11 protein-coding genes and 2 tRNA genes are annotated in these 13,522 nt (G+C 59.4%); 3 read left to right on the top strand and 10 right to left on the bottom strand.

Annotation, left to right across the window (positions count from 1 at the left end; translation table 11 throughout):
• The first annotated feature begins 368 nt into the window (after nucleotides 1-368).
• Entirely contained in the window at nucleotides 369-827 is a 459-nt protein-coding gene (locus OF122_RS10195; protein ID WP_264224151.1) for a hypothetical protein, read from the top strand.
• Between the two features lie 289 nt (nucleotides 828-1,116).
• Here the strand turns inward: OF122_RS10195 and OF122_RS10190 are convergent.
• From OF122_RS10190 to OF122_RS10160, 7 genes are all read right to left on the bottom strand, one after another.
• Nucleotides 1,117-1,192: transfer RNA gene (locus tag OF122_RS10190), tRNA-Val, on the bottom strand.
• A 173-nt stretch (nucleotides 1,193-1,365) separates the two neighbouring features.
• Complete coding sequence (locus tag OF122_RS10185; protein WP_264224150.1) at nucleotides 1,366-1,638, bottom strand: HU family DNA-binding protein; 273 nt, start codon at nucleotides 1,636-1,638, stop codon at nucleotides 1,366-1,368.
• 389 nt (nucleotides 1,639-2,027) lie between these two features.
• Nucleotides 2,028-4,454, bottom strand: coding sequence for an endopeptidase La (lon, locus tag OF122_RS10180; RefSeq protein WP_264224149.1), 2,427 nt, complete (start codon nucleotides 4,452-4,454; stop codon nucleotides 2,028-2,030).
• 251 nt (nucleotides 4,455-4,705) lie between these two features.
• Nucleotides 4,706-5,092, bottom strand: a complete 387-nt coding sequence (locus OF122_RS10175; protein ID WP_264224148.1) for a hypothetical protein — start codon at nucleotides 5,090-5,092, stop codon at nucleotides 4,706-4,708.
• A 185-nt stretch (nucleotides 5,093-5,277) separates the two neighbouring features.
• Nucleotides 5,278-6,555: an ATP-dependent Clp protease ATP-binding subunit ClpX gene (gene clpX, locus OF122_RS10170; protein WP_264224147.1), complete on the bottom strand. Its 1,278-nt coding sequence runs from the start codon at nucleotides 6,553-6,555 to the stop codon at nucleotides 5,278-5,280.
• Between the two features lie 170 nt (nucleotides 6,556-6,725).
• Entirely contained in the window at nucleotides 6,726-7,355 is a 630-nt protein-coding gene (locus OF122_RS10165; protein ID WP_264224146.1) for an ATP-dependent Clp protease proteolytic subunit, read from the bottom strand.
• Between the two features lie 174 nt (nucleotides 7,356-7,529).
• A complete protein-coding gene (locus OF122_RS10160; RefSeq protein WP_264224145.1) occupies nucleotides 7,530-7,757 on the bottom strand; it encodes a hypothetical protein in 228 nt (75 codons plus the stop codon).
• Between the two features lie 235 nt (nucleotides 7,758-7,992).
• Here OF122_RS10160 and OF122_RS10155 point away from each other — a divergent pair, with 235 nt between their 5' ends.
• Nucleotides 7,993-9,246 (top strand): cytochrome P450, encoded by a 1,254-nt coding sequence (locus OF122_RS10155; protein ID WP_264224144.1) that lies wholly within the window; start codon nucleotides 7,993-7,995, stop codon nucleotides 9,244-9,246.
• A gap of 328 nt (nucleotides 9,247-9,574) precedes the next feature.
• On the opposite strand, the gene OF122_RS10150 is transcribed toward OF122_RS10155, so the two are convergent.
• From OF122_RS10150 to OF122_RS10140, 3 genes are all read right to left on the bottom strand, one after another.
• Nucleotides 9,575-11,053, bottom strand: coding sequence for an NAD(P)H-hydrate dehydratase (locus OF122_RS10150; RefSeq protein WP_264224143.1), 1,479 nt, complete (start codon nucleotides 11,051-11,053; stop codon nucleotides 9,575-9,577).
• A gap of 213 nt (nucleotides 11,054-11,266) precedes the next feature.
• Nucleotides 11,267-12,655 carry a trigger factor gene (gene tig / locus OF122_RS10145; protein WP_264224142.1) on the bottom strand — a complete coding sequence of 463 codons (1,389 nt, stop codon included), beginning with the start codon at nucleotides 12,653-12,655 and terminating at the stop codon, nucleotides 11,267-11,269.
• A 54-nt stretch (nucleotides 12,656-12,709) separates the two neighbouring features.
• Nucleotides 12,710-12,794 (bottom strand) — tRNA-Leu (locus OF122_RS10140).
• A 342-nt stretch (nucleotides 12,795-13,136) separates the two neighbouring features.
• Between OF122_RS10140 and OF122_RS10135 the strand changes: the two genes are divergently transcribed.
• Nucleotides 13,137-13,475, top strand: coding sequence for a P-II family nitrogen regulator (locus OF122_RS10135; RefSeq protein WP_014130680.1), 339 nt, complete (start codon nucleotides 13,137-13,139; stop codon nucleotides 13,473-13,475).
• The last annotated feature ends 47 nt before the right edge of the window (nucleotides 13,476-13,522 follow it).

Below are 13,522 nucleotides of genomic sequence, written 5' to 3'. Positions count from 1 at the left end.
CACCATGGCGTGCGGAACGAAGTCCGGGAAATGGCGATCCGCGTTGATCATCGCTGTCGCTGCCCTCGTCAGGCACTGACAGCAGCTTTCCGCCCCGTTGCGGTCGTTTGTGTCGGCGGTCATTGCTCCTGAAACCAGACCTTGCCGGTGCTCGTCGTCATCGGCGATATCTTCGCAGGAATTCGGCGCAGAACTCGCATTTTTGTCGGGGCTTCGCGCAACGACATGTCTTTTCTGGAAATATTTTCCTCAGTCACCAAACTGCCAAAAGAAAATTGAAATATCGTTCTACACTTTGAAGCGACGGTAATCCCTTTTCGAGGTATCGACGACACCGAGATTGCACTGGCTATGAGAGGTGGAAACCGATGGAAATCAAGGAAACGCAGGACTTATGGGTTCTGCGCGAAAGGAGCCGTTTGAGGATTCCAGACGTCAAAAACTCTGCAGCAAAGTATGCTGTGACAATTGACGAGCAGATTATGGAGGCCGGGTTGGAGATTGACGGCCCATATCTTTTCATTTCTCACAATCTGCCAAAGGATAGCAAAACCTTCTTCGACTGGGAAATATGCCGCCCAGTCAAGAAGACCGAGCGATACGAGGGCAAACTTGAGTTGGCTCATCTCGAGCCGATCATGGTGGCGAGTAAAGTGCACCAAGGATCGCTACGAACGCTTTTTACGAAAGGGTATGCCTCCCTTATCGCTGAATTGGATATGTCCCGGTATATCTACTCAGGGGAAAGCCGGGAGATATATCACGGCTGGAGCGGCCCCGGCGCTTCATATCACAACATCGAAATCCAGTTTGGCTTAGCGCGCTGAACGTTTCACAAAAATTCCTAAGTTTCGCGACAGATCGGTCGCCCCTGAAATCCACGGCCAATTTCGGTCGCAAAAGCCGGGCGCGAAAGCAGGTGAGACCCAAGGGGTTCTGCGATGCGTGAGGGCGGCTTTGCAGCCCGGCAATCCGCTTCCCACCCCTTATCAGCCATTCGCTTTTTGCGAATCTCTCGGCTTCATAGGCTTGTGCCGACGGTCACCAAGTCCTGTTCGAGTCTGGCGAGGGAAAAAGTGGGAAAGATCGCTTAATATCAAGCATTTAGCAAGGGCTTGGTGGGCGATGACAGACTCGAACTGCCGACATCCTCGGTGTAAACGAGGCGCTCTACCAACTGAGCTAATCGCCCTTGCCCGCTCGTGAACGGAAAGAACCGGGTCTTGGTCGTCCCGGTCGCGCAATGCCGCGCCTGATTAGGCGCAAACCCCCTTCCCGTCAATAGCTGGAACGCCACCACGGGCCGGAAACGGAAAGACCCCGGACGGGTGTCCGGGGCCAAACCATACTGAAGCCATAAATGGCTTAGTTCAGCGCGTCCTTGAGGCCCTTGCCGGCCTTGAACTTGGGCTGGGTCGAAGCCGGAATGTCGATTTCCGCGCCGGTGGCCGGGTTGCGGCCCTTGGTGGCCTTGCGCTGGGTAGCGGCGAAAGTGCCGAAACCGACGAGACGAACTTCGTCTCCACCCTTCAGAGCGGCGGTGATGCTTTCGAAAACAGCATCAACCGCTGCTGCCGCCTGGGCCTTGGTGAGATCAGCCTTTTCGGCGACAGCCGCGCTCAGATCGTTCTTGTTCATAGCGTTTCCTCACAATGATGTGCCCATCCTAACGGGACGAGCGGAAGCGGCATCACCCTTTTACGATTCCGGGGTAAAAGCAAGGAAAACTGCGGGATTCTCGGCGTTTTCGGCCGCAAAACGGGGGAAAATTCCAGACCATGTCACCAATGTGGCAAGGTCCTCGCGCAATTGTTAACACATCATGCACAAAAAGCGGCTCGCGTGCCGGTTTGCGGGACTTTCCGGCCGAATCACCGGCCTCCGCCCATATGTGCCCCATATGCCCGGCCCCAAAAAAGAACGGCGCCCCTTTCGAGGCGCCGTTTTAATATTTCATGGCACGCTTGGCCGAAGCGCTTCCAGAATAAGTGGATACCACTTGTTCGGTTCGGAAGCGCGGGACTGCTCTAGTGCGGCAGCGCGGCTCCGGTGTCGTCACTATCGGTGGCGGGCACCGGCTTGGCATCGTCCTCGAAGGTCCACTCGATGGCCTGGGGCATCTCGACCAGCGCATGCTCGAGCACTTCACCCATCCGGCTCACCGGCACGATCTCCAGGCCTTCCTTGACGTTGTCAGGAATTTCCTTGAGGTCGCGAACGTTCTCTTCCGGGATCAGCACCTTCTTGATGCCGCCCCGCAGAGCCGCCAGCAGCTTCTCCTTGAGCCCACCGATCGGCAGCACCCGGCCCCGCAGCGTGATCTCGCCGGTCATGGCAACGTCGTGGCGAACGGGAATGCCCGTCATCACCGAGACGATGGCCGTGGCCATGCCGATACCGGCCGAGGGTCCGTCCTTGGGCGTCGCGCCCTCGGGCACGTGCACGTGGATGTCGCGCTTGTCGAACAGCGGCGGCTTGATGCCGTATTCGAGCGCCCGGGCCCGCACATAGGTTGCGGCAGCCGAAATCGACTCCTTCATGACGTCCTTGAGGTTGCCCGTCACGGTCATCTTGCCCTTGCCCGGGCTCATGATGCCTTCGATGGTCAACAACTCACCGCCAACCGAAGTCCAGGCCAGACCGGTCACAACGCCAACCTGAGGCTCGGCATCGATCTCGCCATAGCGGAACCGCGGAGCGCCGAGATATTCCTCGACCAGTTCGGGTGTGACGACGATCTTCTTCTTGCCCGTCAGCAGGATGTCCTTGACCGACTTGCGCATCAGATTGGCGATCTCGCGCTTCAGGTTACGCACGCCCGCTTCGCGGGTGTAGCGCCGCGTCAGAAGCTGGAGAGACTCGTCGGTCAGCTCGAACTCCTCGGCCTTCAACCCGTGCTCCTTGAGGGTCTCGGGTATCAGGTGACGGCGGGAGATTTCCCACTTTTCCTCGTCCGTGTACCCCGACAACCGGATGATCTCCATACGGTCGAGGAGCGGCCCGGGGATGTTGAGCGTATTCGCCGTCGTCACGAACATCACATCCGAGAGGTCGAAATCGACTTCGAGGTAATGGTCGTTGAAGGTCGAATTCTGCTCCGGATCGAGCACTTCGAGCAGTGCCGAAGAAGGATCGCCCCGGAAGTCCTGGCCCATCTTGTCGATCTCGTCGAGCAGGAACAGCGGATTGGCTTTTCCCGCTTTCTTGAGCGACTGCACGATCTTGCCGGGCATGGACCCGATATAGGTCCGCCGGTGGCCGCGGATTTCCGCTTCGTCCCGAACGCCGCCCAGGCTCATGCGTACATATTCACGCCCCGTCGCCTTGGCGATCGAGCGGGCCAGCGAGGTCTTGCCGACGCCCGGAGGGCCCACAAGGCAAAGAATCGGGCCCTTGAGCTTGCCGGTCCGGCTCTGCACGGCGAGATACTCGACAATGCGTTCCTTGACCTTGTCCAGGCCATAGTGATCGTTGTCGAGCACGTCCTCTGCAAACTTGAGATCGCGCTTGACCTTGGACTTCTTGCCCCAGGGCAGGTTCAGCATCCAGTCGAGATAGTTGCGCACCACCGTGGCTTCCGCCGACATGGGGCTCATCTGCTTGAGCTTTTTCATCTCGGCGTCGGCCTTCTGCCGCGCTTCCTTGGAAAGCTTGGTCTTGGCGATGCGCTCCTCGAGCTCCTGAAGCTCGTTGGTGCCATCTTCGCCATCGCCCAGCTCGCGCTGGATCGCCTTCATCTGCTCGTTGAGATAATATTCGCGCTGGGTCTTTTCCATCTGGCGCTTGACCCGGCTGCGGATACGCCGCTCAACCTGCAGAACCCCGATCTCGCCTTCCATAAGGCCCAGGACGCGCTCAAGACGCTCGGTGACCGATGGGGTCGACAAAATGTCCTGCTTGTCCTGAATCTTGACCGCCAGATGGCTGGCAATCGTGTCGGCGAGCTTGGAATGTTCGTCGATCTGGGTGACCGCGGCGACAACCTCGGACGAGATCTTCTTGTTGAGCTTGACGTAGTTCTCGAACTCGGTGACCGCCGAACGCGCAAGCGCCTCGGCTTCGACCGCGTCATGGCCTTCAACGGGCAGCGCTTCGGCCTGTGCTTCGAAATAGTTTTCGGTCTGCACATAGTTCTCGATCTTGGCCCGGTGCAGCCCCTCGACCAGAACCTTGACGGTCCCGTCGGGCAGCTTGAGCAATTGCAGTACCGACGCGATCGTGCCGATCTCGTAGATACCGTCGGGTTCAGGATCGTCTTCCTGTGCATTTTTCTGGGTAACGACCAGTATATGCTTGTCCTCGCGCATCACCTCTTCAAGTGCGCGCACGGATTTCTCGCGCCCGACAAACAGCGGCACGATCATCGATGGGAACACCACGATGTCGCGCAGCGGCAGGACGGGGTACACCTTTTCGCGGTCGAACTCGACTGCGGAGAATTCGGTGTCGGACATGGACTATCCTTTCGTCGTTGCCGGACAGGGAGAAGGATTGCCGGCAACTTGTAGTGTGTTGCGTCCCAGTGTGCGCCTCACCCGTTAGGGATTGGCTAACCGAAACGACTCTTCGTCCACTAAGATAGGGCAATAGCGCCGCTCTACAAGCATGACGGCACAATTTCCCGTGCGCATATCAAAATGGCCGCCATGCACTGCCGGCATGACACCCCATACCGGCTCAAAACATCACAGATCACGCCTTTGCGCTACAGCAGCGTGTCGTAATTGGCTTCGCAAAGCTCGAGTTGCGCCAGAAAGCTCTCATCGTCTTCCATGGTCAGATCATAGGCCCCGCCGTCAAAGACCGACCAGATCTCGTCGACCTCCTCCTGGCGCAACCCATGGTCGTCCAGCAGCACGGTGTCGATGTCGGCGCCCAGATCGAAGGCGAGGTCTTCGTAATGCGCAGCGTCCTCGCTGCCTTCCTCGTAATAGTAGGATTCCTCGAAAAACAGCGCGCTGCACCAGATCGCCTGGATCAGGCTTTTGGGCAGATCCTGGACTAGCTTGGTCTGCGGTTGGGCCACGGCGCTTCCCGTGCCGCCAAGACCGAGGACAAGCGCCAATGGCAGCAAATAGCTGGAAAATTTCATGTGTTCCGTCCCCTATCTTCGTTGGCGAGCCAGGCCGCCCACCGACCATAGCAAGCCTCACGCCTCCCCGTAAACGCCATCATCATCCAATTTTCCGCGAGCGCCCGCGCTGCCGGGTGGCCAAAGCAAAAGACCCGGATCGCGTTGATCCGGGTCTTTTCCGATACATTCCGATCAATACGCGCTCAGGCGCCGGACTTCATGTCTTCCTTGGCGCGCTCTGCGTAGATGTAGAGCGGACGCACGTCCTTGTTGTCCACGACTTCCTGGCTGATGACCACTTCCTCGACCCCTTCGAGCGAAGGCAGATCGTACATGGTATCGAGCAGGATCGCCTCGAGGATCGAGCGCAGGCCGCGCGCGCCGGTCTTGCGGGCAATGGCCTGGCGGGCGACCGCCTTGAGCGCGTCCTCGTGGAACGTCAGTTGCACGTCTTCCATCTCGAACAGGCGTGCGTACTGGCGAACCAGGGCGTTCTTGGGCTCGGACAGAATCTGGACCAGCGCATCCTCATCGAGATCCTCGAGCGTCGCAATCACCGGCAGACGGCCGATGAACTCCGGGATCAGCCCGAAACGGACCATATCCTCGGGCTCGACTTCGGCAAGCACGTCACCGACCCGACGGTCGTTGGGGTCCTTGACGCTGGCGGTAAACCCGATCGAGGAGTTTTCTCCACGCGCCGCGATGACCTTTTCCAGTCCCGCAAAGGCGCCGCCGCAGATGAACAGGATGTTGGTCGTGTCCACCTGCAGGAATTCCTGCTGCGGATGCTTGCGGCCACCCTGGGGCGGAACCGAAGCCACGGTGCCTTCCATGATCTTGAGCAGTGCCTGCTGCACGCCCTCGCCCGAAACGTCGCGGGTGATCGAAGGATTGTCCGACTTGCGCGAGATCTTGTCGACCTCGTCGATATAGACAATCCCGCGCTGCGCCTTGTCGACATTGTAGTCCGCGGCCTGCAGGAGCTTGAGAATGATGTTTTCGACGTCCTCACCCACGTAACCGGCTTCGGTCAGCGTGGTGGCGTCAGCCATGGTGAACGGCACGTCGAGAATGCGCGCCAGCGTCTGGGCCAGCAACGTCTTGCCGCAACCGGTCGGACCGATCAAAAGGATATTGGACTTGGACAGCTCCACATCCTGGTTCTTGGTCGCGTGGTGCAGGCGCTTGTAGTGGTTGTGCACGGCCACCGAGAGCACGCGCTTGGCGCGCCGCTGGCCGATAACGTAATCGTCGAGCACTTTGCAGATGTCGGCCGGGCTCGGCACACCATCTGCGGACTTGACCATCGAGGTTTTCGATTCCTCGCGGATGATGTCCATGCACAACTCAACGCATTCATCGCAGATGAATACGGTGGGTCCGGCGATCAGCTTGCGGACTTCGTGTTGGGATTTCCCGCAGAACGAGCAGTACAGCGTGTTCTTGGAGGATTCTCCGCTCGAATTTTCCTTGGACATCTAGCAACTCCAGAAGCGTTGCAAACGCTTGGTTCAGTTTCGCCGATTCATAACGCTACCCGACGACGCATGAACAATTTCTCACTCTGACCATAAAGATCGTTCCGTCGGGGCGCAATCGGCACGAGCGCTTCTCTTTGCGCCCGTTGCATCTGTTCAATAACGGGCTCTTATGCCCCGCCTTCCGGTACCGCCCGCTTCTCGTGAACGTGGTCGATAAGGCCGAGTTCCTTGGCTTCTTGCGGTGAAAGGAACTTGTCGCGCTCGAGCAGGTCTTCAACCTGCTGATACTCGAGCCCGGAATGCTTCACGTAGATTTCATTGAGCCGGCGCTTCAGATTCTCGGCCTCGCGGGCGTGAATCATGATGTCGGTCACCTGACCCTGATAGCCACCCGAGGGCTGGTGCACCATCACGCGGGCATTGGGCAGCGCGCCGCGCATGTCCTTCTCGCCTGCGGTCAGCAGCAGCGATCCCATCGACGCCGCCTGCCCCATGCACAGGGTCTGAACCTTGGGACGGATAAATTGCATGGTGTCGTAGATCGACAGGCCTGCCGTCACCACCCCGCCAGGTGAGTTGATGTACATGGCGATTTCCTTTTTCGGATTTTCCGATTCGAGGAAAAGCAGCTGCGCGACGATAACCGAGGCCATGTTGTCCTCGACCACGCCGGTCACGAAAATGATGCGCTCACGCAGGAGGCGCGAATAGATATCGAAGGCGCGTTCGCCGCGATTGGACTGCTCGACCACCATCGGCACGAGCGTGTTCATGTATAGATCGACGGGATCTCGCATGTTTTGGGTAACTCCCCCGGAGAAAAGGATTCGGCTTGTCGGCCAGATAGCAAGCGATTGCTGCTTAAAGGACGGTTAAGGCTCACATAGGCTTGGCCGCGTTCAACTTCAATAGCAAGCCCAAGCGTGGCCCTATTGTGGCGCATGCTTAACGCTCACAGCCTTTCCACACGGTCACTTGAAGCTGGTCGCCACGCCCTTTTTGCGAAAATAGGCCTGCATGAGTTTTCGTCCCTGCCGGTTGGGTTGCGCCAGCTTCGATGTCTCGAACACCGCTTCCTTGACGCCCTCGCGCGCCATGGCGGCTTTCAGCGCCGCGATATGGAGGTCCAGATCTTCATTGTCATTTTCAAGCGAGGTGTAAATGGCGTCTGTCGCCTGCGATACTGTGATGTCACTCACGATATTTGGTCTCCAAAATAATCCGGCCCATACCTAAAGAAATTCTGGGCATGGGCAAGACCGGACCATCGAGCGTGTCCAGATAAAGTGGGCACCACTTTATCTGGACACGCGACAAAACAAGGACTTAGAGCCGTCGTTTTGATTCCGCCAAAACATGGCCGGCTCTAGGCATGAAGGATTTGCCGGAATAGGCTGCCGTAAAAGACGAAGCCAAAAAAGGACACGCAGACCGATGGCAGCCATAGTTCAGCTCCGACCGATCACCGATGTCCCCGACGGCCTTGGCGCCAGCGCCCAACCCTCCGATCCCGCCTTTTACCAGAACCCCTACCCGTTCTACGCATCACGCCACTCTACCCATCCGGCCTTCTTCTGGACCGAATACGGTCACTGGTGTTTTGCCGACTTCGCTTCAGTCAGCGCCCTCCTTCGCGACCGGCGATTCGGCCGCGACATTCTCCACGTCGCCACGCGCGAGGAAATCGGACTGCCCGAGCCCCAGCCGCACACCACCGATTTCGACCTCACCGAAAAATACTCTCTTCTCAACCTCGAACCGCCCGCTCACTCGCGGCTGCGCACCCTGGTCAACCGGGCATTCGTCTCCCGCCAGGTCGAGCTGTTGCGCCCGCGCATCGCCGCGCTCACCCATTCCATCATCAATGGCTTTGAACATCAGGGCAGCGTCGAGTTGATAAAGGCTTTTGCCGCCCCCATTCCCGCCATCGTGATTGCCGAAATGATCGGCCTGCCCACCGAAATGGCGCCTCAATTGCTCGACTGGTCCAATCGCATGGTCCGGATGTACATGTTTGAGGTCAGCCACGAGACCGAGCTTGAGGCCAATCGCGCCGCCGCAGAGTTCACCGCTTATCTGCGCCAGGTCATTGCCGAGCGCCGCATGCTGCCGCGCGAGGACCTGCTCAGCCACATGATCGCCGCCGAACAGGGCGGCGAGCGCCTGAGCGAAGACGAAATGCTCTCGACCGCCATCCTGCTGCTCAACGCCGGCCACGAGGCAACCGTCCACACCACCGGAAACGCCGTAAAGGCGATTCTTGAAAGCGGCTATGATCCGCGCATGCTGTTCGCCGACGAAGCGGCGACCGCCGCCACCGTCGAGGAAGCCCTGCGTTTCGACGCCCCGCTGCACATGTTTACCCGCTACGCCCTCGAGGACCTCGAATACAACGGCATCGCCCTGCGAAAAGGCGATATGATCGGATTGATGCTCGGCGCCGCCAACCGCGACCCCAACCGCTTTACCAACCCCAACACCTTCGATCCGCTCCGTACTGACGGCGCCAATGTCAGCTTCGGCGCCGGCATCCATTTCTGTATCGGCGCGCCCCTCGCCCGCCTCGAAATGCAGATCGCCATGAAAATCCTGTTCGAGCGCCTCCCCAAGCTGCACCTCTCGGCTCCACCCCGCTACGCCGACGTCTATCACTTCCACGGATTGGAACGGCTGGACGTAAGTTGGTGAGCAGCTGACTCTTAATCAGCGACCCCGGCCCGGCAAACCCGCTACAGTCATCCCCAACCTGATCCGGACCCACTACGCGGCAGCCCAGATGGTTCTGGCAAAGGTCTTTCCTCTCCCTCGCTGCTCCGGCGAAAGCCGGAGCCCATGTGCGCCGCCACACTCTGTGATGGCTCGGCAAGGCTGCTGGGTCCCGGATCGAGTCCGGGACAGCGACGTGGGCAATGCCACAGCCTTCCCCATGCCCACAACCGTCATCCCGAACTTGATCCGGAATCCAGTACACTCAGCGTCCAAAACAGAGCCCCTGACAGCGGCGCCCGGTTTCAGCCTAAAGCCGCGCCGCCGAAAGATCGGCCAGAACCTCGGGAATCAAGCCCGGCAGATCGTCCGCCACCATCCCCGGCTTGCCAAAGCGCCGCGCCGCCCGACCGTGAACATAAGCGCCGGCGCATGCAGCCTCAAAGCTGTCCATGCCCTGCGCCAGAAACCCGCCGATCAGGCCCGCAAGCACATCGCCAGTACCGGCAGTGGCCAGGATCGGCGTTCCGGTTGTATTGATCACGGCCCGCCCCTGCGGATGCGCAATCACAGTGTCGGAGCCCTTGAGCAGCACGATAGCGCCCGACCGTTGGGCTGCGGCGATCGCCATATCGGTCTTTGCCCCCCCGATCTCACCGAACAGCCGCTTGAACTCCCCAGCATGCGGCGTCAGAACCACGCTTTCCGGCGCACGTTTGCCAATCGCCGAAAACAGCACATCCGGCTGGTCGGCAAAACTCGTCAGCGCGTCGGCATCGAGCACCAGCCGCGCATCACTCTCGAGCGCCGCCAAGACCATTTGCCGTGTCGCCTCCCCGATACCGGCACCCGGCCCGATCACCAGCGCATTCTTGCGTGTATCGTCCAGCATTGCGCTCAGTGCCTCGGCATTGCCAATTTCGGCAAGCATGATCGCTGTGACGTGAGCGGCATGCACCAGCAGCGCTTCGCGTTCACCGGCAATCGTCACAAGCCCGGCCCCGCTGCGCGCCGCACCGAGCGCCGAAAGCCGGGCCGCCCCGGTGTGCAGGGCGTCGCCCGATACCACGACGCAATGGCCGGCATCATATTTGTGCCCATCCGCCCTGCGGGCAGGCAGGCTCCAGAGCCGTGGATCGTTCTCGTAAAGGTTTATGTCGATCTCCGAGAGCACTGCGTCGGGAATGCCGATATCGGCCAGCAGCACCTCACCGCACAATCCGCCGCCGGGCAACAGCAAATGACCCGGCTTGTGGCGGAAAAACGTCACCGTCAGGTCCGCCTTGACCGCCGCGCCACGCACAGCCGCCGTCGCGCCATCAACGCCGCTCGGGATGTCGACGGCCACCACCTGCGCTCCGCTCTCGTTGATCGCGGCGACAAGGTCGGCCATCTCGCCCTCGATATCCCGCGAAAGCCCCGCGCCGAGAAGGGCATCGACGATAATCCCGAAATCATGGCACATTCCGGGCGCCGCCGTTTCGATCGCCCCGCCCCACATGCGCGCCATCATCGCCGCGTCGCCGTCGAGATCGCTCTTGGCACAGGTGAGCCCCACCCGCACCGGCCATCCGCGTTCGGAAAGCAGCCGCGCCACCACAAATCCGTCGCCGCCATTATTGCCCGGTCCGCACAGCACAAGCACCGGCTGCAGCAGAAACCGCTGGCTCACCTCATAGGCGACGGCCTGCCCTGCACTTTCCATCAGACTGAGCGAATTGACGCCGCTTTCGATTGCCAGCCGGTCGGCCATGGCCATCTGTTTTGGGGTTAGCAGTTCCTGCACCATCGACTCCGGTCACGAGCGGCAGCGCCATTCCCCCGATACGGCCTGCACTCACAAACAAAAAGGGCCCCGCAAATTTGCGGAGCCCCATTCAAATAGCCAGTTCTGTGTCGATAACGTGGCCGTGATCGTGATCGCTTTCGATCCGGAGCGCTGCCAGGAAAAGTGGCACCCACTTTCCGGTTCGGCAGCGCGGCCACTAAAGAAGCGATAGCGTCAGTGATCGTGATCGCTGTCGATATCGAACCCGTCTTCACCTTCACGGACCAGCTTGACCAGATCTTCGCGGCTGATCTTCTTTTCCTTGACGTCAGCCAGTTCCACGACGAAATCGACGACCTTGTTTTCAAAGATCGGCGCGCGCAGGCCGGCAAGAGCGTTGGGGTTCTTGCGGTAATAGTCGTAAACCTGCTGCTCCTGGCCGGGGAAGCGCCGCACTTCGGCGATCAGCGCCTGCTGGTGCTCTTCGTCCGACACGGTGATCTCGTTGACATTGCCGATCTCGGCAACGACCAGCCCCAGCCGCACGCGGCGCTCGGCGATCTTCTTGTAGTCTTCCTGCGCCTTTTCCTCGGTCGTGCCTTCGGATTCGAAGGTCTTGCCGTGATGCTCGACCTCGTGCTTGACCCGGTTCCAGATCGCATCGAACTCGGATTCGACCAGCTTGGCCGGCACGTCGAACTTGTGGCCCTCGTCCAGCGCATCGAGAACGAGGCGCTTGAGCCGCTGCTGCGACAGGTTCTTGTTCTGGCTTTCGATCTGCCCGCGGATCGCCGTCTTCAGCGCCGCGAGATCTTCGAGGCCAAGTGTCTTGGCGAACTCATCATTGAGTTCCACATCGGCCTTGGGGCCATCGACATGGAGCACATTGACGTCGAACTCGGCCTTCTTGCCGGCCAGTTCCTCGTTCTGGTAATCCTTGGGGAACGTGACCTTGATGGTCTTGTTGCCGCCCTTCTTGACGCCGATCAGTCCTTCTTCGAAGCCCGGAATGAACTGGCCCGAACCGATGGTCAGATGGGTGTGATCGGCCGAACCGCCCTCGAAGGGCTCGCCGTCGATCTTGCCGACGAACGAAAGACCGACCCGGTCGCCATCTTCGACAACGGCATCGTCGCCCTTGTCCTCATAAGGACGGTTCTGCTTGAAGAATTTTTCGACTTCCTCGTCGACTTCCGCGTCGGTCACTTCAATAACCGGCTTTTCAAGCTTGATGGTCTTGAAGTCCATCAGCGAAACCGGGGGAAGCACTTCATAAGAGACTGAAAATGCGAGGTCGCCTTCACCGTCCAGCACGCGGTTGATGAGCGCCTGGTCTTCGCTGAGGTCGATTTCGGGCTGGGTCGCTGCCTTTTCCGAACGCTCTTCGAGCGTTTTGGAAACTGTCTCGTTGATCGAATCCTGCAGCACTTCGCTCATCAGCGAGCGGCCATAGACCTTTTTCAGATGCGCGGTCGGCACCTTGCCGGGGCGGAAGCCCTTGATCTGCACCTTGCCCCGAACCTCGTCGAGCTTTTCGTCGAGTTTCGATGCGAGCGCCGTCGCCGGAATGGTCACATCGAGCTTGCGGCGCAGCCCTTCGTTCAGAGTTTCAGTTACGTTCATTTTGCGTATCGATCCCGTATTTTCGTAAATCGTGTTGGAAGCCGGCGCAGAATTTGGTGCGGGTGAGAGGAGTCGAACCTCCACGCCTTGCGGCGCTGGAACCTAAATCCAGTGCGTCTGCCAGTTCCGCCACACCCGCGTACCTCGTACGCCCGGCGTCGAGTTGGCACGCGTCCTAGCCCAACTTCTCATTGCAGTCAAAGCCTCATTGATTTGGGGGCTGCCTTCCCCCGCGTTTGCGCCCGGCTTCATACTGTTCCATGATGCTCAACCGAGAACCGCTGAACCAACCGCCAAACGTGCTTATAAATTGGGCTTTTTGCCTATTTTTTAGCCACACATGCCGCCAAGGACATAAGAAAAAGGTTGTGCTCACGCCTGCAACCCGTTGTTTTATCAATGCCGATGCAACAAAAATCTCGACTGGCACACCCCATGCATTCTATGGGCCAACCGGTCCCGAACACTAGGAGACGTGGACATGAAAAAGATTGAGGCCATCGTCAAACCCTTCAAGCTCGATGAGGTCAAAGAGGCCCTTCAGGAAGTTGGGTTGCAAGGCATCACGGTGACGGAGGCCAAGGGTTTCGGGCGTCAGAAGGGCCATACCGAACTCTACAGAGGCGCCGAATACGTCGTTGATTTCCTGCCCAAGGTCAAAGTCGAGGTCGTTGTCCCAGACCAGCTTGCCGACAAGGCGATCGAGGCGATCCGCAACGCGGCGCAGACCGGTCGCATTGGCGACGGCAAGATTTTCGTTTCGACGGTCGAACAGGCCATTCGAATCCGCACGGGCGAAAGCGGAGACGAAGCCCTCTAGCCGGGCTTCGTGAAACCAAGTCAGGCGCGCGATAAACTCCTCCCGGA

The sequence above is a fragment of the Pelagibacterium flavum genome, from assembly GCF_025854335.1.
In the GTDB taxonomy this organism is placed as follows: domain Bacteria; phylum Pseudomonadota; class Alphaproteobacteria; order Rhizobiales; family Devosiaceae; genus Pelagibacterium; species Pelagibacterium flavum.
Note: the sequence above shows the minus strand (reverse complement) of the source record. Positions and strands in the feature narration are given on the sequence as shown.